The sequence below is a fragment of the Pseudomonas sp. P4_C3 genome, from assembly GCF_056402075.1.
In genome coordinates, this window is sequence record NZ_JBFUIC010000091.1 from 1 (window position 1) to 18,082 (window position 18,082).

Sequence of the window (18,082 nt, forward strand, 5' to 3'; positions counted from 1 at the left end):
CAGTAACAAACCAACCGGCAACCAGAAACCGCGCAGCGCCCAGGCTACGTTACTGGAGCGTTTGGGCAGTCCGATACTGGCTGTTCGTTAACGCAGCGACCCTAAAAAAGGGCGATCCATATGGATCGCCCTTTTTTTGTATCAACGCGGTCCCCTGTAGGAGCGAGCTTGCTCCGGGCGGCGCTCCGACGAAAAACGTGAGGGCAACGCGTATCCAGATAACACGCGTTATCGTTAGCCTCCATCGCGAGCAAGCTCGCTCCTACAGGGGGGAATCAGCGTGCGTTCAGCACAATATCGACGCGAGTGAGCCATTCCGCTTCGATGGCGAAGTCGGCCTGGGTCAGCTGGTTTTCGTCCAGCCAGTTCTCCGGGAACACTACTTCCAGGCTGTTGCCATAGGCGTTCAGCTCCACCTGGGGCATTTGCTGGGTGCCACGGATGTGGTGGAACAGGATTGCAAAGCGCAGCAGCACGCACAGGCGAATCAGCTTGATGCCGTCGTCGCCGAAATCGGCGAACTTGTCCTTGGGAATATTGCGGCGGTGGCCGCGCACCAGTAGTGCGAGCATCAATTGGTCTTCGCGGGAGAACCCGGCGAGGTCGGAGTGCTCGATCAGGTAGGCGCCGTGCTTGTGGTACTGATAGTGAGCAATGTCCAGGCCCACTTCATGGACCTTGGCCGCCCAGCCGAGCAGTTCGCGCCAGACGCCGTCTTCCAGATCCCAGTCCGCGGCCACCTGATCGAACGCATGCAGCGCCTTGCGCTCGACCCGTACCGCTTGCTCTTGATCGACGTGGTAGCGCTCCATCAGCGAAGTGAGGGTGCGCTCGCGCACGTCTTCGTGATGATGGCGGCCCAGCAGGTCATAGAGCACGCCTTCGCGCAGGGCGCCTTCGCAGTGATCCATGCGTTGCAGTTCGAGGGAATCGAAGATCGCTTCGAGGATCGCCAGGCCGGCCGGGAAAATCGCACGGCGATCCGGCTTGATACCATCGAAGTCGATTTTCTCGACGTCGCCGAGCTTGATCAGTTTGCGCTTGAGCCAGGCCAGGCCTTCGGCATTGACCTCGCCGGTGCCGTGACCGCCAGCCTTCAACGCCAGACCGATGGCGCGGATGGTGCCCGAGGAGCCGATGGCTTCATCCCAGGTCAGGCGGTGCAAGGCGTGCTCGATGCTCATGATCTCCAGCCTCGCCGCCGTGTACGCCTGGGCGTAACGGGCCGGGGTGATCTTGCCGTCCTTGAAATAGCGCTGGGTGTAGCTGACGCAACCCATCTGCAGGCTTTCGCGCAGCAGCGGTTCGAAGCGCTGGCCAATGATGAATTCGGTACTGCCGCCGCCGATGTCGGCCACCAGGCGCTTGCCCGGGGTATCGGCGAGGGTGTGGGACACGCCGAGGTAGATCAGGCGCGCTTCTTCACGACCGGAGATGACTTCCACCGGGTGGCCGAGGATTTCTTCGGCGCGACGGATGAATTCGGCGCGGTTGCGGGCTTCACGCAAGGCGTTGGTGCCAACAATGCGAACGGCGCCGGTGGGCATACCGCTGATCAGTTGGGCGAAGCGCTTGAGGCAGTCGAGCCCGCGCTGCATCGATTCTTCGTTGAGATGGCGCTCTTCGTCGATGCCAGCGGCCAGCTGAACCTTCTCCCCGAGACGCTCGAGAATACGGATCTCGCCGTTCTGGGCCTTGGCCACGACCATGTGAAAGCTGTTGGAGCCCAGGTCGATTGCGGCGATCAGGGACAGATTCTTGGCTTGGGATTGCGGCATGGTCAGGGGTCTCGGTCGATAACCTCGACATCGTGCCACGATCAAAGGCTGGCGCCAACGCGAAGGTGACCGCTTCGCGGTCAATCGCGAGCAAGCTCGCTCCCACAGGGTTCCAGGTTGCCGCTAATCCCGCGACCGACGCAGGCCCCATGTGGGAGCGAGCTTGGTCCGGGCAGCGTTCCGACGATGACGGCTTAGCTGGCGCTGAAGATCTGTCAGCCCGCCGCTTCAACCGTCCCAATGAAATTCGCCAGCTCCGCCGTCTGCGGGTTGGCGAACAGTGCTTTCGGATCCCCAACCTCATGCACCTTGCCCTGGTGCATGAACACCAACTTGTCCCCAACCTCCCGGGCGAAGCGCATTTCGTGGGTGACCATGATCAGCGTCATTCCTTCCTTCGCCAGTTGCCGGACCACGCTCAGCACTTCGTTGACCAGTTCCGGGTCCAGCGCCGAGGTGATTTCGTCGCATAGCAAAACCTTCGGCGACATCGCCAGTGCCCGGGCAATCGCTACCCGCTGTTGCTGCCCGCCGGACAGCCGATCAGGGAAGGCATCGAACTTTTCCCCCAGTCCGACCCTTTCCAGCATCTGTCGCGCCAGCTCGGCGGCCTTGGCTTTCGGTACTTTCTGCACCACTTGCGGCGCGAGCATCACGTTCTCACCCACGGTCAGGTGCGGGAACAGGTTGAACTGCTGGAATACCATGCCGACCTTCTGCCGCAGGCTGCGCAGATCGGCGCGGGCGGCGTCGAGGTATTCGCCGTCGACTTCGATCACGCCGTCGTTGATCGACTCCAGGCCGTTGAGGGTGCGCAGCAAGGTCGATTTGCCCGAACCGCTACGGCCGATGATCGCCACCACCTGGCCTTCCTCGACACTCAGATCGATGCCTTTGAGCACATGGTGATCGCCGTAGTATTTATGCAGGGCGGAAATTCTAAGCAGAGGCATGCAGTCTCCTTTCCAGGTAGCGCGCACTGAGCGACAAGGGATAACAGAGCAGGAAATAGCCGAGAGCGACGAGGCCGTAGACCATGAAGGGTTCGAAGGTGGCGTTGGCGAGCATGCCGCCAGTCTTGGTCAGTTCGGTGAAACCGATGATCGAGGTGACGGCGGTGCCTTTGACCACTTGCACCGAGAAACCCACGGTCGGCGCCACGGCGATGCGCAACGCCTGGGGCAGGATCACATAGCGCAATTGTTCCAGCGGGGTCAGCGCCAGGCTCGACGAGGCTTCCCACTGGCCGTTGGGAATCGACTCGACGCAACCGCGCCAGATCTCCGCCAGGTAAGCGCTGGTGAACAGCGTCAGCGCGATCGCCGCTGCCATCCACGGCGAAATCTCCACCCCGGCCAGCGCCACGCCAAAAAACACCAGGAACAGCTGCATCAACAGCGGCGTGCCCTGGAACAGTTCGATATAAGTGCGAGCGAAACTGCGCGGCAGGGATTTCTCCGAGATGCGCATGACCATGATCAGCAAGCCAATCAGCCCGCCGCCAATGAACGCCACCAGCGACAGCGCCAGCGTCCATTGCAGGCCGGTGAGCAGGTTGCGCACGATGTCCCAGAAGGTGAAATCGCTCATTGGCTGTTCCTCGCGATAAACCGATGCCCGATCCAGTTCAGCAATTGGCGGATCAGCAGCGCCATACACAGATAGAGCAGCGTGGTCAGGGCATAGGTTTCAAAGGCTCGGAAGTTGCGAGATTGAATGAAGTTGGCCGCGAAGCTCAGCTCTTCAGTGGCAATCTGTGAACACACCGCCGAGCCGAGCATCACGATGATGATCTGGCTGCTCAGGGCTGGCCAGACCTTACCCAGCGCCGGCAGCAGCATCACGTGACGGAAGGCTTCGAAACGTGTCATCGCCAACGCCGCCGCGGCTTCCAACTGACCCCGGGGGATCGCCTGGATGCCAGCGCGGATAATCTCGGTCGAATAGGCTCCGAGGTTGATGACCATCGCCAGCACCGCCGCCTGCCATTCGGAAATCTGCACGCCCAGGGACGGCAAACCGAAGAAGATGAAAAATAACTGCACCAGAAATGGCGTGTTGCGGATCAACTCGACGTAGACCGCGAAAACCCCCGCGAAAGGCCGGATGTTCCACGCCCGCACCAGCGCCCCGACGATGYCCAGCCCCACGCCGAGCACAGCGCCGATGGCGGTCAGCTCAAGGGTGAACAACGCACCACGCAGCAACAGATCGGTGTTGTTCACCACCGGCAGGAAATCGAACTGATAAGCCATAAAACGTCTCCAGCGCGCCGAATCAGAGATCGGCTGGCAGCGGTTCTTTCAGCCAGGTCAGGGCGTTCTTTTCCAGCGCGCCATCGCTCTTGGCGGTCACGAGGATCTGGTTGACCTTGTCCAGCAGCGCCGGCTCGTTCTTGTTAACGCCGACGTAGACCGGCGAATCCTTGAGCTTCACTTTCAGCGCCGGCACGCGTTTCGGGCTCTTCTCGCTGATCGCCACCATCACCACGTTGCCGCTGGCGATCAGGTCGACCTGGCCGGCCAGGTAGGCGGCAATGGTCGAGTTGTTGTCTTCGAAACGCTTGATGGTCACGCCTTCGGGGGCGACCTTGGTCAGCTCGATGTCTTCGATGGCGCCACGGGTGACGCTGATGGTTTTGCCCTTGAGATCGTCCAGGCCCTTGATGTTGGCGTCTGGCGGACCGAACACGGCGAGGTAGAACGGCGCGTAGGCGCGGGAGAAGTCGATGACTTTTTCGCGCTCCGGGTTCTTGCCGAGGCTGGAGATCACCAGGTCGACCTTGCCAGTGGTGAGGAACGGGATGCGGTTGGTGCTGTTGACCGGGGTCAGTTCAAGTTTGACCTTGAGCTGGTCGGCCAGCAGTTTCGCGGTGTCGATGTCGAGGCCGCGGGGTTGCATGTCCGGGCCGACCGAGCCGAACGGCGGGAAGTCCTGGGGCACGGCGACCTTGAGGACTCCGCGCTTGACCACATCGTCCAGACCGTCGGCGTGGGCGGGTGCCTGGCTCAGCATCAGGCTGGCAAACAGGGCAGCAAGGAGGGCGCTGTAACGCTGGGTCATGGCAAATCTCCGAATCGGCAAGAAGTGATTTCTGCGGATCGACAGAGCATGGGCCATGCCAACATGGGGTTTTGAGGGCGCCAGGGCGCGGTTTTGCTGGCGTCGCACGGTCTTACTGGTCTGAACAGTCAGGTTGCGTTTCGCACCCCGATGGCGCAGCCGTGAAAATCACCGAACCCCCATGGGGCACGACTTGCCGGGCGTCGCGAATAGCTTTACAACTGAGCGCACATTGGCCTGGTTCGTCTGGAAAACCATGAATTCGATCTCCCGTGCCGTACCTGAAGTGGCGTTGCAAGCCATCCGCAAACTGATTACCGAGCAGGGCTTCGGGCCGGGGGATGCCTTGCCCTCGCAACGGGAACTGGCGGTGCAATTGGGGGTTAGTCGGGCGTCGTTGCGCGAGGCGTTGTCATCGTTGAGTGCGCTGGGCGTGATCAGCATCCAGCCGGGCAAAGGCGTGTTCGTGCAGGCGCCGGTGGAGCTGCCGCGAGGCGAGGCAGCGCCAGGCTGGCCGTTCGCGGCGCAGGCTTCGCCGCTGGATATCTTCCAGTTGCGCTATGCGCTGGAGGGGTTTGCCGCGGGGCTGGCGGCCGTGACCTTGAGCACCGATGAACTCGATGCACTGGAAGACAATGTCGCCGCCATGCGCAACGAACTGAAAGCCGCCGATTTCGAAGCGGCGGCGCGCCTGGACTTCGAATTCCACCGCCGCATCCTGCTGGCCAGCGGCAATCAGGCGATGCTGAGCATCCTGACTGCCAGCGCCGACATCTTCCTGGAGAGCCAGAAGCTACCGTTCATCCGGGCCGAGCGGGCCATGGAAACCTGGCAGGAACACCGCAAGATCCTTCGCGCGCTGGCTCGCCGAGTCTCTGGCGCCGCGCAGAAAGCCATGCACGAGCATGTGCGTAACGCGGCGTTGCGCACCGGAATCGCCTTCGTCGCTCCCGCCACGGCGTGACCTGGGCTATACCCAAACTCATGGAACACCATAGCGAGACTCAATCAACTGCACCTTCCTGAACGAGGGAAGGGCAGCTATGATGGGCCACGTTTTTTTGCTTACAACCCTGGAGAATTCCATGAGCAGCGATCTTATCAAACACGTTAGCGACGCTAGCTTCGAGGCCGACGTACTCAAGGCTGAAGGCGCTGTACTGGTCGATTACTGGGCTGAGTGGTGCGGCCCTTGCAAAATGATCGCTCCTGTTCTGGACGAAATTGCCGAGACCTACAAAGGCAAGCTGACCGTTGCCAAGCTGAACATCGACGAAAACCAGGAAACCCCGGCCAAGCATGGCGTGCGCGGTATCCCGACCCTGATGCTGTTCAAGAACGGCAACGTTGAAGCGACCAAGGTCGGCGCACTGTCGAAGTCGCAACTGGCTGCTTTCCTCGACGCCAACATCTAAGCGTCGCTGTAAAGTTTCCTGAAAAAGCCCCGCAAATAGCGGGGCTTTTTGCGTATTCAGGGCTAGACGCTCCTAAACTCAGGTGGTACATTCGGCCCCGCACTGGTTTCTCCATTGCCCCCTGCTAGCCGTCGCCGACGCACTCCTTTTCGAATAAGTACGCGATCCTGTCGCCTTCTCTGCGGCGCGGCCTCATTAAGCCAAAAGCTTAATTTCCCCCCTCCATAAATGATTACGTCATTCCTATATGAATCTGACTGAACTCAAGCAAAAGCCGATTACCGAACTGCTCGAATTGGCCGAACAGATGGGCATAGAAAATATGGCCCGTTCGCGCAAGCAGGACGTGATTTTCTCCCTGCTCAAGAAGCACGCGAAAAGCGGTGAGGAAATCTCCGGTGATGGCGTGCTGGAGATTCTCCAGGACGGCTTCGGCTTCCTGCGCTCCGCTGACGCTTCCTATCTCGCAGGTCCAGACGATATCTATGTCTCGCCGAGCCAGATCCGTCGTTTCAACTTGCGCACCGGTGACACCATCGTTGGCAAGATCCGTCCTCCAAAGGAAGGCGAGCGTTATTTCGCGCTGCTCAAGGTCGACACGATCAACTACGATCGTCCCGAGAACGCGAAAAACAAGATTCTCTTCGAGAACCTGACCCCGCTGTTCCCGACCGTGCGCATGAAGATGGAAGCCGGCAACGGTTCCACCGAAGACTTGACCGGTCGTGTCATCGACCTGTGCGCCCCGATCGGTAAAGGCCAGCGCGGCCTGATCGTTGCACCGCCGAAAGCCGGCAAGACGATCATGCTGCAGAACATCGCGGCAAACATCGCTCGTAACAATCCTGAAGTTCATCTGATCGTATTGCTGATCGACGAACGTCCGGAAGAAGTGACCGAAATGCAGCGCACCGTGCGCGGCGAAGTGGTTGCCTCGACGTTCGACGAGCCGCCAACCCGCCACGTGCAGGTTGCCGAAATGGTGATCGAGAAGGCCAAGCGCCTGGTCGAGCACAAGAAAGACGTGGTGATCCTGCTCGACTCCATTACCCGTCTGGCTCGCGCCTACAACACCGTGATCCCGAGCTCCGGCAAGGTACTGACCGGTGGTGTCGATGCCCACGCCCTGGAGAAACCGAAGCGTTTCTTCGGCGCTGCGCGGAACATCGAAGAAGGCGGCTCGCTGACCATCATCGCTACCGCGCTGGTAGAAACCGGCTCGAAGATGGACGAAGTGATCTACGAAGAATTCAAAGGCACCGGCAACATGGAACTGCCGCTGGATCGTCGTATCGCTGAAAAACGCGTGTTCCCGGCCATCAACATCAACCGTTCCGGCACCCGCCGCGAAGAGTTGCTGACCGCCGACGACGAGCTGCAGCGCATGTGGATTCTGCGCAAGCTGCTGCACCCGATGGATGAAGTGGCTGCCATCGAGTTCCTGGTCGACAAGCTGAAGACGACCAAKACCAACGATGAGTTCTTCCTGTCGATGAAACGCAAGTAAGTCGAGCAGGCACAAAAAGCCGGGGAAACCCGGCTTTTTGCTATCCGATTTTTGATCGGGCGGCAGTTCGTGGTTCTGAACCGAAGGGTTCGGCGCTAAACTGCCTGCCCCGAACGCCACGGCCAACACGAGGCTTACGCATGCAGTATCGCGACTTGCGCGACTTTATCAGCGGGCTGGAACAGCGCGGTGAACTCAAGCGCATTCAGGTTCCGGTGTCCCCAGTGCTCGAAATGACCGAGGTCTGTGACCGCACTTTGCGCGCCAAAGGCCCGGCCCTGCTATTCGAAAAACCCACCGGTTATGACATTCCTGTGCTCGGCAACCTGTTTGGCACCCCCGAGCGCGTGGCGCTGGGCATGGGCGCCGAGGCGGTCAGCGAACTGCGCGAAATCGGAAAGCTGCTGGCGTTCCTCAAAGAACCCGAGCCACCGAAAGGCTTGAAGGATGCCTGGTCCAAGCTGCCGATCTTCCGCAAGATCATTTCGATGGCGCCGAAAGTCGTCAAGGACGCGGTGTGCCAGGAAGTGGTCATCGAAGGCGACGACGTCGACCTGGCGATGTTGCCGGTGCAGACCTGCTGGCCGGGCGACGTTGGCCCGTTGATCACCTGGGGCCTGACCGTCACCAAAGGCCCGAACAAGGATCGCCAGAACCTCGGCATCTATCGTCAGCAAGTGATCGGTCGCAACAAGGTCATCATGCGCTGGCTGAGCCACCGTGGCGGCGCGCTGGATTACCGCGAATGGTGCGAGAAGCATCCCGGCCAGCCGTTCCCGGTTTCCGTGGCATTGGGCGCGGACCCGGCGACCATCCTCGGCGCCGTGACCCCGGTGCCCGACAGCCTTTCCGAATACGCTTTCGCCGGCCTGTTGCGCGGCAACCGCACCGAGCTGGTGAAATGCCGCGGCAATGACCTGCAAGTGCCGGCCACCGCCGAGATCATCCTCGAAGGCGTGATCCATCCAGGCGAAATGGCCGATGAAGGCCCGTACGGTGACCACACCGGTTACTACAACGAAGTCGACAGCTTCCCGGTATTCACTGTCGAGCGCATCACCCACCGGATCAAACCGATCTACCACAGCACCTACACCGGCCGTCCACCGGATGAGCCGGCGATTCTCGGCGTTGCGCTGAACGAAGTGTTCGTGCCGATCCTGCAGAAGCAGTTCCCGGAGATCACCGATTTCTACTTGCCGCCCGAAGGCTGCTCGTACCGCATGGCCATCGTGACCATGAAGAAGTCGTATCCGGGCCACGCCAAGCGGGTAATGCTGGGTGTCTGGTCGTTTTTGCGACAGTTCATGTACACCAAGTTCGTTATCGTCACCGACGACGATATCAACGCCCGGGACTGGAACGACGTGATCTGGGCCATCACCACGCGCATGGACCCCAAGCGCGACACGGTGATGATCGACAACACGCCGATCGACTATCTCGACTTTGCCTCGCCGGTGTCCGGCCTGGGGTCGAAAATGGGCCTCGATGCCACGCATAAATGGCCGGGCGAAACCACCCGCGAGTGGGGCCGAGTCATCGTCAAGGACGATGCCGTGACCCAGCGGATCGATGCCATCTGGAATCAGTTAGGAATAGATTGATGCGTGTAACCTTGCAGCCCTCCGGAGCAGTGCTTGAGATATTGCCCGGTGAGCGGATTCTCGATGGCGCACGACGTTTGGGCTACGAATGCCCGCAAAGCTGCCGCAACGGCAATTGCCACGTGTGCGCGGCACTGCTGGTGGAAGGCCGGGTCGAACAGACCGGCGATGTGCGTGATCATGGCGAGTTCTACACTTGCATAGCGGAGCCGCTGGAAGACTGCATCGTGCTGTGGGATGGCGTGCTCGCGCTGGGAGAACTGCCGGTGCGCAGCGTGTCGTGTCAGGTCATTGAGTGCAAGGACGTGGGCGGCGACACCTGGCGCGTGCGTCTGCGGGCTCCGGCCGGTAAACCGCCGCGCTACCATGCCGGCCAGTACCTGATGATCGAACGCGAGAACGGCGAAAAGTCCGCCTTCTCCCTCGCCTCGGCACCACATGCTGGGCGCGACCTGGAAATCCATGTACTGGCGCGCGAATCCAGTGCGTTGAGCCTGATCGAACAGCTTCAGCGCAACAGCATGGTGCGGGTCGAGTTGCCGTTTGGCGATACCCACCTGGAGGAGTTGCCGGACGGTCCTCTCGTGCTGATCGCCGCTGGCACCGGCATGGGCCAGGTCCACGGCCTGATCGAACATTGCCGGGCCTCGGGTTTCAAGCATCCGGTGCATCTGTATTGGGGTGTGCGTCGCCCAGAAGACTTTTATCAAGTCGAGCATTGGGACGAATGGCTGAAACTGCCCAACCTGTTCCTGCACAAGGTCGTCAGTGATCAATGCGGTTGGGAAGGGCGTTGCGGCATGTTGCATGAAGCGGTCTGTGAAGACTTCCCTGACCTCAAGTCGCTGCATGTGTACGCCAGTGGCTCTCCGGCCATGGTCTACGGCACGCTGGATGCGCTGGTGGAAGCGGGAATGGATGCGCATCAGATGCGTGCCGACGTTTTTGCCTACGCGCCACGCTCGTAGGTCAGCGTGGGATCAGAAGCGCACGCCAGTGGTCACCATGGCGGCGTTGAAGCCGAGCAACACCAGCTCGGCTGCCACCGGACCGTAATGTGTGCCCAGTGAGGGGATGATCACCGGTGCGACCCCGAAGCGATTCAGGGGGATCTTGTCCTTATGTTTGCCACGGTAGCCTTCCAGCAGGCCGCCCGTGAATTTGATATACACGGGATAGGAGGCGCTTTCGTAGCGTTTACCCGCGTAGACATAATGTGAGCGCTGACTGTACGAATTGCGAAAAGTGGCAGCGCCAAACAGCCAGTCGGACGCGTCGATACGTTCAAGACCAATAAGATCCTGATTGTTGTTGTGCCTGGGGTCGGGCGAATAGTGCTTCGTATAAACACTGGTCTGCAAATACCAGGAGCCGGTGTCCTTTGAGCTTGCATGCTGTGCCAGCGCCAATGGCGCCAAGACCATCAATAGCACTGCGTAAAACCATGGTTTTTTCATCGGCGGCCCCCTGTGAAGGCAGTCTGGCTTGCGCCTGTGTGGCCGTTATACGCGACGCCCGATGGAGGCCAGAAGGCGGCAAATCTGAAGGGGGAGTAGGACGTTTCTGATAAGCGGCTTTATTCCCGGAAGGACTCAATGCTTATGCATATTTCATTCTGGTATTTAAGATATTTGCAGAATGACATTAGGGTATATAAACAGTCAGGCAAACGTCCTTTATCACTTTTCGTTTTACCTTTACTGCTATATGTTCTATTACATTAATAGTGTTTACATTTTGTAATGCTTGCGGGGCCGAACAACTGTTGCCATGAGCGCCATTGAATCTGCTTTTTTGAATCTGGCTTACCCTCCGCGGCTCGATCTGGGGCCGCAACTCACTCACGAACAACTGCTCAGCTCGATGCAATCGACCATGGCGCGCCACAAGGGCGGGCCGGTCTGGTTGTTTGCGTATGGTTCGCTGATCTGGCGCCCTGAATGCACAGCGGTTGAGCGGGTTCGCGGCCGGGTGCATGGCTATCATCGCGGGTTGTACCTGTGGTCCCACGAACATCGTGGCACCCCGGAAATGCCCGGCCTGGTGTTTGGCCTGGATCGCGGTGGCTCTTGCAGCGGTTTCGCCTATCGCTTGCCCGAAGAGCAACTCGAAGCGTCGCTGTACGCACTTTGGCAGCGCGAGATGCCATTCCCTTCCTACCGCCCGCACTGGCTCAACTGCCGTCTCGAAGATGGCAGCCAGGTACAGGCATTGGGCTTTGTGCTGGAGCGACACCTGCCCAGCTATGCCGGCAACCTGCCGGACCATGTGCTGAGCCATGTGTTCGAAAACGCCTGCGGGCGCTACGGCACCACTCGCGATTATGTCGAGCAGACCGCGCATGCCCTGCGCAGCCACGCCATGCCAGACCGGAATCTGGAGGCGCGGCTCAAGCGCTGTAAATCAAAGTCCGCCTGGACGAATGCCACGCTGCCCTGACTGGCGACTGGTTCGTAACACATGAGCTTTTTGCCTGAGTATCTTCGCAAGGTGCTTGGGTCCACGCGCCAATGAAAAGCGATCTGAACGGCGTCTTTCGAAGTTCAGATCGCTTGCCTCGGCTCAGCGAACCTGCACAACAACCTTCCCGACAGCCTTGCGCTGACCAAGATCATTGATGGCCTGCGCCGCATTGTCCAGCGGATAAACCTGTGACACCAGCGGCTTCAATTTGCCTTCGGCAAACCAGCCAAACAGTTGCTGGAAGTTCGCGGCGTTGTCCTGTGGCTGACGTTGGGCGAAGGAGCCCCAGAACACACCGAGTACCGCTGCGCCTTTGAGCAGCGCGAGGTTCACCGGCAATTCGGGAATGCGCCCGCTGGCGAAGCCGACCACCAGCAGGCGGCCGTTCCAGGCGATGGCACGGATGGCCTGGTCGAACAGGTCACCGCCCACCGGATCGTAGATCACGTCAGCGCCCTGGCCATCGGTCAGGCGCTTGATTTCGTCCTTCAGGCTGGTTTCGCTGTAGTTGATCAGTTCGTCGGCGCCGGCGGCCTTGGCCACGGCGAGTTTCTCTGCGCTGCTGGCTGCGGCGATCACCCGGGCGCCCATGGCTTTGCCGATTTCCACCGCCGCCAGGCCGACACCGCCGGAGGCACCAAGCACCAGCAGGGTTTCGCCCTGTTGCAGGTTGCCGCGCTGCTTCAGGGCATGCATCGAGGTGCCGTAGGTCATGCTGAAGGCGGCGGCGGTGTTGAAGTCCATGGACGGCGGGATCGGCAACACGTTGTAGCCCGGCACGGCGACCTGTTCGGCAAAGCTGCCCCAGCCGGTCAGGGCCATGACCCGGTCACCGACTTTCAAGTGGCTGACCTTTTCGCCCACAGCGCTGACCACACCGGACGCTTCGCCACCGGGAGAGAACGGGAAGGGCGGCTTGAACTGGTATTTGCCCTCGATGATCAACGTGTCGGGGAAGTTGACCCCGGCGGCGTGCACGTCCAGCAGGATTTCATTCTTCTTCGCGACAGGACTGGCGACGTCTTCCAGCACCAGCGATTCGGCAGGGCCGAAGGCTTTGCACAGCACGGCTTTCATCAGGGCTATTCCTTTGGAAGTGATGGCCGATAAGTGTAGGTGTGTGAGTTGATGGGTCAACGAGCATGCCTGGCCCTGATAGTCAGCCATAAGCTTGTGCTGGCGTGACGGGTCGTTATGCTAGGCCGCAAACCGGATAAGGAGCGAATTTTGAAAGCGTGGATCATGTTGATGCTGGCCCTGTCTCTGCCTGTGACAGCGGTGGCCGAAGAAGCCAAAGAGGATACAGCTCCGAAGGTCAGTTACATCACCCTGAGCCCGCCGTTCGTGGGTAACTACGGGCTGGACGGCACGCCGAAACTGAAGGTCTACAAGGCCGATGTGGCGTTGCGGGTGACCGGTGACGAGGCGGCCAAAGCGGTGAAGGCCAATGAACCTTTGATCCGCAATCAATTGGTCGCGCTGTTCGCCCAGCAGACTACCGAGACGATGAACAACGTCGAGGCCAAGGAAAAGCTGCGTCAGGAAGCCTTGAAACAGACCCGGCAGATCATGAATGATGAAACCGGTAAGCCGGTGGTTGAGGATTTGTTGTTCAATAACCTCATCATTCAGTAAGTCTTCTATTGCGTGAGCTGGCGTCATCGTCGGAACGCCGCCCGGAGCAAGCTCGCTCCCACATTGGATTTGTGTTGCAGCACAATTACATGTCCACTGCAGAATCCTGTGGGAGCGAGCTTGCTCGCGATGAGGCCAGTCCAGGCGATAAATGACTCAAGGCTTTAAGGCAATCACCGCCGCCCATTGCTCCGGCGTCACCGGCATCACCGAAAGCCGCGAGCCTTTCTGCACCAGCGGCAACTCGGCCAGCGCCGTCTGCTGCTTCAGGTAATCCAGCTTCAACACCCGGACAAACGTCTCGACATGCGCGACATCGATCGCGCTCCAGGCATTTTTGTCCGGGGTGGCCTTCGGGTCAAAATAATGGCTCTCCGGCTCCAGTGCCGTCGGGTCCGAATACGCGGCTTCGACAATTTTGCCGATTCCGGCGATGCCCGGCTCAGGGCAGCTGGAATGGTAGAAAAAGAACTCGTCCCCCACTGCCATGGCCCGCAGGAAATTGCGTGCCTGATAGTTGCGAACTCCGTCCCAGCGCGCTTTTCCGAGCTTTTCCAGTCCTTTTATCGAGAGTTCGTCGGGCTCGGATTTCATCAGCCAATAGGCCATGTCTTTTGCTCCTTGCGAGGTGATTGAGCCGCTTGTCGGCGATTTTATGACAAACCGACAGTCGGTTGACGTCAGCATTTGCGCAGCGGTTCACGTTGTCGCAAAATGCCGGCCTTTAAAGCTTGACGCTGCTGCACGGCCTATAAACGGAAACCGCTGCTGTCATCGTGTAGATATGCCTTTGGGGGGTAATCGATGAAACGCAAACCGGATTTACTATGGATTTTGGTCATTTTGTTTGGCCTTGGCGTCGTGACCACTGGCTATGCCCAAAGCCTGTGGGCCAGCAAGACCGATGCACCAGTCGAGCTCGCCCAATTGCAGCAACAGTCGACCGCCTTCAAGCGCTGATCCTGTTGCCTCGGCGCCGCTGATCGAAGTGGCGCCTAGCCTGCGTAATACCAGGCCTTGTCCGTCACCGTTCCTTGCAGCGGCACATCCCAGCTTGCCTGAGCCAATCGCCCCACCTTCTGACATTCATGGGCCAGCCCCAACAGCGTCGGCTTGCGCCAGTCATTTCGTCGCGCCAGGTAGGCCAGGCTCCGATCGTAGAAGCCGCCGCCCATTCCCAGACGTCCGCCGACATCGTCAAACCCCACCAATGGCAACAGCACCAGGTCCAGCGCCCAGATCTTGCGTTGCCGGGCGAGGTTGGCCCGTGGTTCGAGAATGCGGAAGCGGTTGGGTTTGAGTTTTTCCCCGGGACGGATGCGCTGGAACACCATTTTGGTTCGCGGCCAGGCGCTCAGCACCGGTAGATAGGTGGCTTTGCCCCGGCGCTGCGCGGCGCGCAGCAACAGGCGCGGATCGATTTCACCGTCGGTGGGCAGGTAGAGCGAGATGTGTCTGGCGCGGCGGAACAGCGGTTGCTGGGCCAATTGCTTGTACAGCCCGCGAGCGGCCTGGCGCTGCTGACTGGGTGTCAGTGCGCGGCGGGCCTTGCGCAGCATGCGTCGAAGTTGCGGGCGGGGGAGCAGCGCAGGTTCGGTCATGTATTCGGGCTTCAACAATGCGGATACGTGGAGCGTACCCGTAAAAACGCCAATGCCGGTATCAAAACCGGCATTGGACTGAAATCAGGCTCCCCGAATGTGCCGCTGTCGACTTAGCCCTTGAACCCGAAAGTTCAAGGTGGAAGATGCAGTAGGCTTTAAGGCTTTCCGTCTAGCGGACATGCACACCAGCCCAACGTGCAACCTCCAGGGTATAGCAAATCGGCTCAGGGACATCGCCAACTGGCAAGCACCCCAGGGAGTGAGGGGATTATACCGCAAGTGGTGGCGCGAATCAGCCTTTGGTGACGTCCGGATCGGTGGCAAGCGCCAGATCGACGCGATCGAGCAGGTCGCGCACCTGTTCGCGGGTCGAACCGCTGGCCTGGATATCCGGGCGATCTTCCTTGTGCAGCAGGTCGTGGGTGATGTTCAGCGCTGCCATCACGGCGATACGGTCAGCGCCGATGACTTTGCCGCTGCTGCGGATCTCGCGCATCTTGCCGTCCAGATAACGGGCGGCGCTGATCAGATTACTGCGCTCTTCCTGAGGGCAGATGATCGAATACTCTTTGTCGAGGATCTGCACGGTGACGCTATTGCTTGAACTCATGAGTCTTGCTCCAGGGCCTTGAGGCGCGAAATCATCGATTCGACCTTACGCCGGGCGATTTCGTTTTTTTCAATGAGGTGCGCGCGTTCCTCGCGCCAGGTCTTTTCCTGAGCTAGTAAGAGTCCGTTTTGACTCTTAAGTTGCTCGACTCGGGTAATCAGTAGTTCGAGTCTGGCCATCAGCGCTTGCAGATCGGTGTCTTCCATTGTGTCCACTGAGTTCGTGTCTGACCGGAGGTAGCGGGCGGACCCCTGTAGGAGCGAGCTTGTTCCGGGCGGCGTTCCGACGATGAACTTGAGAACGCCGCGGAGTGTCAGGTACCCAGCGTTATCGTTGACGACCATCGTCGGAACGCCGCCCGGAACAAGCTCGCTCCTACAGGGGTAGTCGATGTAGGATACAAGGCCTTCATTCTAGACATAGCGCCGTCTGGCGCCTAGCTACCCATGACCATTCAGAATTCCCCGTACCAAGCCTTCGCCACCCTGCTGACTTCCAGCGGTCACAACGTCTCGCCTGCCGAACTGCACGGCCTGCTGCTCGGTCGCAGTTGCGCCGGTGCCGGTTTCGATGCCGAAGGCTGGCTGATCGACGCCGCCGAACTGCTCGAAAGCGAGCCTCAAGCCAACGTTCGCAGTGCCCTGATCGGCCTGCAAGAGATGGTTGAAGGCGAGCTCACTGGTGATGACGTGACGGTCGTTCTGTTGCTGCCAACTGACGACGCTCCGCTCATCGAGCGTGCCGCCGCACTGGGCCAATGGTGCCAGGGCTTCCTCAGCGGCTTCGGCCTGAACTGCCGTGACAGCAGCGCACTGAGCACCGAGGCCACCGAAGTGCTGCAGGATCTGGCCGCCATTTCCCAGGTGCAAGACGCGCTGGAAGAGTCCGAAGACGGCGAAACCGACTATATGGAAGTCATGGAGTACCTGCGCGTCGCGCCGTTGCTGCTGTTCTCCGAGACCAAAAAAGACATGCCGGCCGCCAAACCGTCGCTGCACTAATCGTTGCCAGGGAACGCCATCTGCCCATGATCCACATCCCGAAATCGGAATACAGCCGTCGCCGCAAGGCCCTGATGGCGCAGATGGAACCCAACAGCATCGCCATCCTGCCCGCCGCCGCGGTGGCCATTCGCAACCGCGACGTCGAGCACGTCTACCGCCAGGACAGCGACTTCCAGTACCTCAGCGGTTTTCCCGAGCCCCAGGCCGTACTGGTGTTGATGCCGGGGCGAGTGCATGGCGAATACATTCTGTTCTGCCGCGAGCGCAACGCCGAGCGTGAGTTGTGGGATGGCCTGCGTGCCGGGCAAGAAGGCGCGATTCGCGACTTCGGCGCCGACGACGCCTTTCCGATCACCGATATCGACGACATCCTGCCGGGCCTGATCGAGGGCCGTGACCGGGTGTATTCGGCCATGGGCAGCAACCCCGAATTCGACCGCCACCTGATGGAGTGGATCAACGTGATCCGCTCCAAGGCCAACCTCGGTGCCCAGCCGCCGAACGAATTCGTTGCCCTGGATCATCTGCTGCACGACATGCGCCTGTATAAATCGGCGGCAGAAGTGAAAGTGATGCGCGAGGCGGCGCGGATTTCCGCCCGGGCGCACGTGCGGGCAATGCAGGCCTGTCGCGCCGGGTTGCACGAATTCAGCCTGGAAGCCGAGCTCGATTACGAATTCCGCAAGGGCGGGGCGAAGATGCCGGCCTACGGGTCGATCGTCGCGGCGGGGCGCAACAGTTGCATCCTGCATTACCAGCAGAATGACGCAGTGCTCAAGGACGGGGATCTGGTGCTGATCGACGCCGGTTGCGAGATCGACTGCTACGCCAGCGACATCACCCGGACCTTTCCGGTCAGCGGCAAGTATTCAGCGGAACAGAAAGCGATTTACGAATTGGTGCTGGCTTCCCAAGAGGCTGCCTTTGCCGAAATCGCCCCGAACAAACACTGGAATCAGGCGCATGAAGCCACGGTCCGGGTCATCACGGCCGGGCTGGTCAAGCTGGGACTGCTCCGGGGCGACGTCGACGAACTGATTGCCAGCGAAGCCTACAAAGCGTTTTACATGCACCGCGCCGGCCACTGGCTGGGTCTGGATGTACATGACGTCGGCGAATACAAGGTCGGCGGCGAATGGCGCGTGCTGGAAGTCGGCATGGCGCTGACCGTGGAGCCGGGGATCTATATCGCTGCGGACAACCAGAGCGTGGCGAAGAAATGGCGCGGCATTGGCGTGCGCATCGAGGACGACGTAGTGGTCACCAAAACCGGTTGTGAAATATTGACGGGCGGCGTGCCGAGAACGGTCGCCGAGATCGAGGCCCTGATGGCCGCCGCGCGGACACAAACGGCATGAGTCGAGTCAATCTGGCAATTATCGGTGGCGGGCTGGTC

21 protein-coding genes and 1 other RNA gene are annotated in these 18,082 nt (G+C 60.1%); 10 read left to right on the forward strand and 12 right to left on the reverse strand.

The annotated features are described in order from the left end of the window. Nucleotides 1-275: 275 nt before the first annotated feature. From ppx to AC1DVH_RS16130, 5 genes are all read right to left on the reverse strand, one after another. Nucleotides 276-1,778, reverse strand: a complete 1,503-nt coding sequence (gene ppx / locus AC1DVH_RS16110) for an exopolyphosphatase (RefSeq protein ID WP_477754644.1) — start codon at nt 1,776-1,778, stop codon at nt 276-278. A 215-nt stretch (nt 1,779-1,993) separates the two neighbouring features. After that, complete coding sequence (locus AC1DVH_RS16115) at nt 1,994-2,731, reverse strand: amino acid ABC transporter ATP-binding protein (protein ID WP_477754645.1); 738 nt, start codon at nt 2,729-2,731, stop codon at nt 1,994-1,996. Further along, nucleotides 2,718-3,368, reverse strand: coding sequence for an amino acid ABC transporter permease (locus AC1DVH_RS16120; protein WP_477754646.1), 651 nt, complete (start codon nt 3,366-3,368; stop codon nt 2,718-2,720). The genes AC1DVH_RS16115 and AC1DVH_RS16120 overlap by 14 nt, the downstream gene beginning before the upstream one ends. After that, a complete protein-coding gene (locus AC1DVH_RS16125) occupies nt 3,365-4,033 on the reverse strand; it encodes an amino acid ABC transporter permease (protein WP_477754647.1) in 669 nt (222 codons plus the stop codon). The genes AC1DVH_RS16120 and AC1DVH_RS16125 overlap by 4 nt, the downstream gene beginning before the upstream one ends. 22 nt (nt 4,034-4,055) lie before the next feature. Beyond that, nucleotides 4,056-4,841: a transporter substrate-binding domain-containing protein gene (locus AC1DVH_RS16130; protein ID WP_477754648.1), complete on the reverse strand. Its 786-nt coding sequence runs from the start codon at nt 4,839-4,841 to the stop codon at nt 4,056-4,058. A gap of 256 nt (nt 4,842-5,097) precedes the next feature. On the opposite strand from AC1DVH_RS16130, the gene AC1DVH_RS16135 reads away from it, so the two are divergent. The 5 genes from AC1DVH_RS16135 (at nt 5,098) to AC1DVH_RS16155 (ending at nt 10,338) form a co-directional block, all read left to right on the forward strand. Further along, a complete protein-coding gene (locus tag AC1DVH_RS16135) occupies nt 5,098-5,805 on the forward strand; it encodes a FadR/GntR family transcriptional regulator (RefSeq protein ID WP_477754649.1) in 708 nt (235 codons plus the stop codon). A 121-nt stretch (nt 5,806-5,926) separates the two neighbouring features. Next, complete coding sequence (gene trxA / locus AC1DVH_RS16140) at nt 5,927-6,256, forward strand: thioredoxin TrxA (protein WP_003206727.1); 330 nt, start codon at nt 5,927-5,929, stop codon at nt 6,254-6,256. A gap of 247 nt (nt 6,257-6,503) precedes the next feature. Continuing rightward, nucleotides 6,504-7,763: a transcription termination factor Rho gene (rho, locus tag AC1DVH_RS16145; protein ID WP_477754650.1), complete on the forward strand. Its 1,260-nt coding sequence runs from the start codon at nt 6,504-6,506 to the stop codon at nt 7,761-7,763. A 140-nt stretch (nt 7,764-7,903) separates the two neighbouring features. Next, nucleotides 7,904-9,370: a 4-hydroxy-3-polyprenylbenzoate decarboxylase gene (gene ubiD / locus AC1DVH_RS16150; RefSeq protein WP_108217171.1), complete on the forward strand. Its 1,467-nt coding sequence runs from the start codon at nt 7,904-7,906 to the stop codon at nt 9,368-9,370. Continuing rightward, complete coding sequence (locus AC1DVH_RS16155) at nt 9,370-10,338, forward strand: CDP-6-deoxy-delta-3,4-glucoseen reductase (protein WP_477754651.1); 969 nt, start codon at nt 9,370-9,372, stop codon at nt 10,336-10,338. The genes ubiD and AC1DVH_RS16155 overlap by 1 nt, the downstream gene beginning before the upstream one ends. Before the next feature lie 12 nt (nt 10,339-10,350). Here the strand turns inward: AC1DVH_RS16155 and AC1DVH_RS16160 are convergent, their stop codons facing one another. After that, complete coding sequence (locus AC1DVH_RS16160; protein ID WP_477754652.1) at nt 10,351-10,827, reverse strand: sn-glycerol-3-phosphate transporter; 477 nt, start codon at nt 10,825-10,827, stop codon at nt 10,351-10,353. Between the two features lie 313 nt (nt 10,828-11,140). On the opposite strand from AC1DVH_RS16160, the gene AC1DVH_RS16165 reads away from it, so the two are divergent. Then, nucleotides 11,141-11,809, forward strand: coding sequence for a gamma-glutamylcyclotransferase (locus AC1DVH_RS16165; RefSeq protein WP_477754653.1), 669 nt, complete (start codon nt 11,141-11,143; stop codon nt 11,807-11,809). A gap of 123 nt (nt 11,810-11,932) precedes the next feature. On the opposite strand, the gene AC1DVH_RS16170 is transcribed toward AC1DVH_RS16165, so the two are convergent. Then, nucleotides 11,933-12,910: an NADPH:quinone oxidoreductase family protein gene (locus tag AC1DVH_RS16170; RefSeq protein ID WP_477754654.1), complete on the reverse strand. Its 978-nt coding sequence runs from the start codon at nt 12,908-12,910 to the stop codon at nt 11,933-11,935. 150 nt (nt 12,911-13,060) lie between these two features. Between AC1DVH_RS16170 and AC1DVH_RS16175 the strand changes: the two genes are divergently transcribed. Beyond that, nucleotides 13,061-13,468, forward strand: a complete 408-nt coding sequence (locus AC1DVH_RS16175) for a flagellar basal body-associated protein FliL (RefSeq protein WP_477754655.1) — start codon at nt 13,061-13,063, stop codon at nt 13,466-13,468. Nucleotides 13,469-13,624: 156 nt separating this feature from the next. Here the strand turns inward: AC1DVH_RS16175 and AC1DVH_RS16180 are convergent, their stop codons facing one another. After that, on the reverse strand, nt 13,625-14,077 hold the full coding sequence (locus AC1DVH_RS16180) for an EVE domain-containing protein (RefSeq protein WP_477754656.1): 453 nt from the start codon (nt 14,075-14,077) through the stop codon (nt 13,625-13,627). A gap of 195 nt (nt 14,078-14,272) precedes the next feature. Here AC1DVH_RS16180 and AC1DVH_RS16185 point away from each other — a divergent pair, with 195 nt between their 5' ends. Further along, nucleotides 14,273-14,428, forward strand: a complete 156-nt coding sequence (locus AC1DVH_RS16185) for a hypothetical protein (protein ID WP_007978897.1) — start codon at nt 14,273-14,275, stop codon at nt 14,426-14,428. Nucleotides 14,429-14,463: 35 nt separating this feature from the next. Here the strand turns inward: AC1DVH_RS16185 and AC1DVH_RS16190 are convergent, their stop codons facing one another. The 4 genes from AC1DVH_RS16190 to AC1DVH_RS16205 all read right to left on the reverse strand — a co-directional run bounded on the left by AC1DVH_RS16190 (nt 14,464) and on the right by AC1DVH_RS16205 (nt 15,888). After that, nucleotides 14,464-15,069: a 5-formyltetrahydrofolate cyclo-ligase gene (locus AC1DVH_RS16190; RefSeq protein WP_477754657.1), complete on the reverse strand. Its 606-nt coding sequence runs from the start codon at nt 15,067-15,069 to the stop codon at nt 14,464-14,466. A gap of 86 nt (nt 15,070-15,155) precedes the next feature. Further along, nucleotides 15,156-15,334: non-coding RNA, 6S RNA (gene ssrS / locus AC1DVH_RS16195), on the reverse strand. A 30-nt stretch (nt 15,335-15,364) separates the two neighbouring features. Then, nucleotides 15,365-15,682 carry a cell division protein ZapA gene (locus AC1DVH_RS16200; protein WP_477754658.1) on the reverse strand — a complete coding sequence of 106 codons (318 nt, stop codon included), beginning with the start codon at nt 15,680-15,682 and terminating at the stop codon, nt 15,365-15,367. Continuing rightward, the gene (locus AC1DVH_RS16205) at nt 15,679-15,888 is read right to left on the reverse strand and encodes a TIGR02449 family protein (protein WP_007982902.1); all 210 of its coding nucleotides are present in this window, start codon (nt 15,886-15,888) and stop codon (nt 15,679-15,681) included. Before AC1DVH_RS16205 ends, AC1DVH_RS16200 begins: the two co-directional genes overlap by 4 nt. 240 nt (nt 15,889-16,128) lie before the next feature. On the opposite strand from AC1DVH_RS16205, the gene AC1DVH_RS16210 reads away from it, so the two are divergent. Together AC1DVH_RS16210 and pepP are read left to right on the forward strand one after the other, a co-directional pair. Further along, nucleotides 16,129-16,683 carry a YecA/YgfB family protein gene (locus tag AC1DVH_RS16210; RefSeq protein ID WP_477754659.1) on the forward strand — a complete coding sequence of 185 codons (555 nt, stop codon included), beginning with the start codon at nt 16,129-16,131 and terminating at the stop codon, nt 16,681-16,683. A gap of 26 nt (nt 16,684-16,709) precedes the next feature. Next, nucleotides 16,710-18,044, forward strand: a complete 1,335-nt coding sequence (gene pepP / locus AC1DVH_RS16215; protein WP_477754660.1) for a Xaa-Pro aminopeptidase — start codon at nt 16,710-16,712, stop codon at nt 18,042-18,044. Nucleotides 18,045-18,082: the final 38 nt, after the last annotated feature.

What these genes read in the sequence shown, in the direction of transcription:
- ppx (WP_477754644.1), bottom strand. Translation starts at nt 1,778, where the DNA reads ATGCCGCAATCCCAAGCCAAGAATCTGTCCCTGATCGCCGCAATCGAC.
- AC1DVH_RS16115 (WP_477754645.1), bottom strand. Translation starts at nt 2,731, where the DNA reads ATGCCTCTGCTTAGAATTTCCGCCCTGCATAAATACTACGGCGATCAC.
- AC1DVH_RS16120 (WP_477754646.1), bottom strand. Translation starts at nt 3,368, where the DNA reads ATGAGCGATTTCACCTTCTGGGACATCGTGCGCAACCTGCTCACCGGC.
- AC1DVH_RS16130 (WP_477754648.1), bottom strand. Translation starts at nt 4,841, where the DNA reads ATGACCCAGCGTTACAGCGCCCTCCTTGCTGCCCTGTTTGCCAGCCTG.
- AC1DVH_RS16135 (WP_477754649.1), top strand. Translation starts at nt 5,098, where the DNA reads ATGAATTCGATCTCCCGTGCCGTACCTGAAGTGGCGTTGCAAGCCATC.
- trxA (WP_003206727.1), top strand. Translation starts at nt 5,927, where the DNA reads ATGAGCAGCGATCTTATCAAACACGTTAGCGACGCTAGCTTCGAGGCC.
- ubiD (WP_108217171.1), top strand. Translation starts at nt 7,904, where the DNA reads ATGCAGTATCGCGACTTGCGCGACTTTATCAGCGGGCTGGAACAGCGC.
- AC1DVH_RS16155 (WP_477754651.1), top strand. Translation starts at nt 9,370, where the DNA reads ATGCGTGTAACCTTGCAGCCCTCCGGAGCAGTGCTTGAGATATTGCCC.
- AC1DVH_RS16160 (WP_477754652.1), bottom strand. Translation starts at nt 10,827, where the DNA reads ATGAAAAAACCATGGTTTTACGCAGTGCTATTGATGGTCTTGGCGCCA.
- AC1DVH_RS16165 (WP_477754653.1), top strand. Translation starts at nt 11,141, where the DNA reads ATGAGCGCCATTGAATCTGCTTTTTTGAATCTGGCTTACCCTCCGCGG.
- AC1DVH_RS16170 (WP_477754654.1), bottom strand. Translation starts at nt 12,910, where the DNA reads ATGAAAGCCGTGCTGTGCAAAGCCTTCGGCCCTGCCGAATCGCTGGTG.
- AC1DVH_RS16180 (WP_477754656.1), bottom strand. Translation starts at nt 14,077, where the DNA reads ATGGCCTATTGGCTGATGAAATCCGAGCCCGACGAACTCTCGATAAAA.
- AC1DVH_RS16185 (WP_007978897.1), top strand. Translation starts at nt 14,273, where the DNA reads ATGAAACGCAAACCGGATTTACTATGGATTTTGGTCATTTTGTTTGGC.
- AC1DVH_RS16190 (WP_477754657.1), bottom strand. Translation starts at nt 15,069, where the DNA reads ATGACCGAACCTGCGCTGCTCCCCCGCCCGCAACTTCGACGCATGCTG.
- AC1DVH_RS16200 (WP_477754658.1), bottom strand. Translation starts at nt 15,682, where the DNA reads ATGAGTTCAAGCAATAGCGTCACCGTGCAGATCCTCGACAAAGAGTAT.
- AC1DVH_RS16205 (WP_007982902.1), bottom strand. Translation starts at nt 15,888, where the DNA reads ATGGAAGACACCGATCTGCAAGCGCTGATGGCCAGACTCGAACTACTG.
- AC1DVH_RS16210 (WP_477754659.1), top strand. Translation starts at nt 16,129, where the DNA reads ATGACCATTCAGAATTCCCCGTACCAAGCCTTCGCCACCCTGCTGACT.
- pepP (WP_477754660.1), top strand. Translation starts at nt 16,710, where the DNA reads ATGATCCACATCCCGAAATCGGAATACAGCCGTCGCCGCAAGGCCCTG.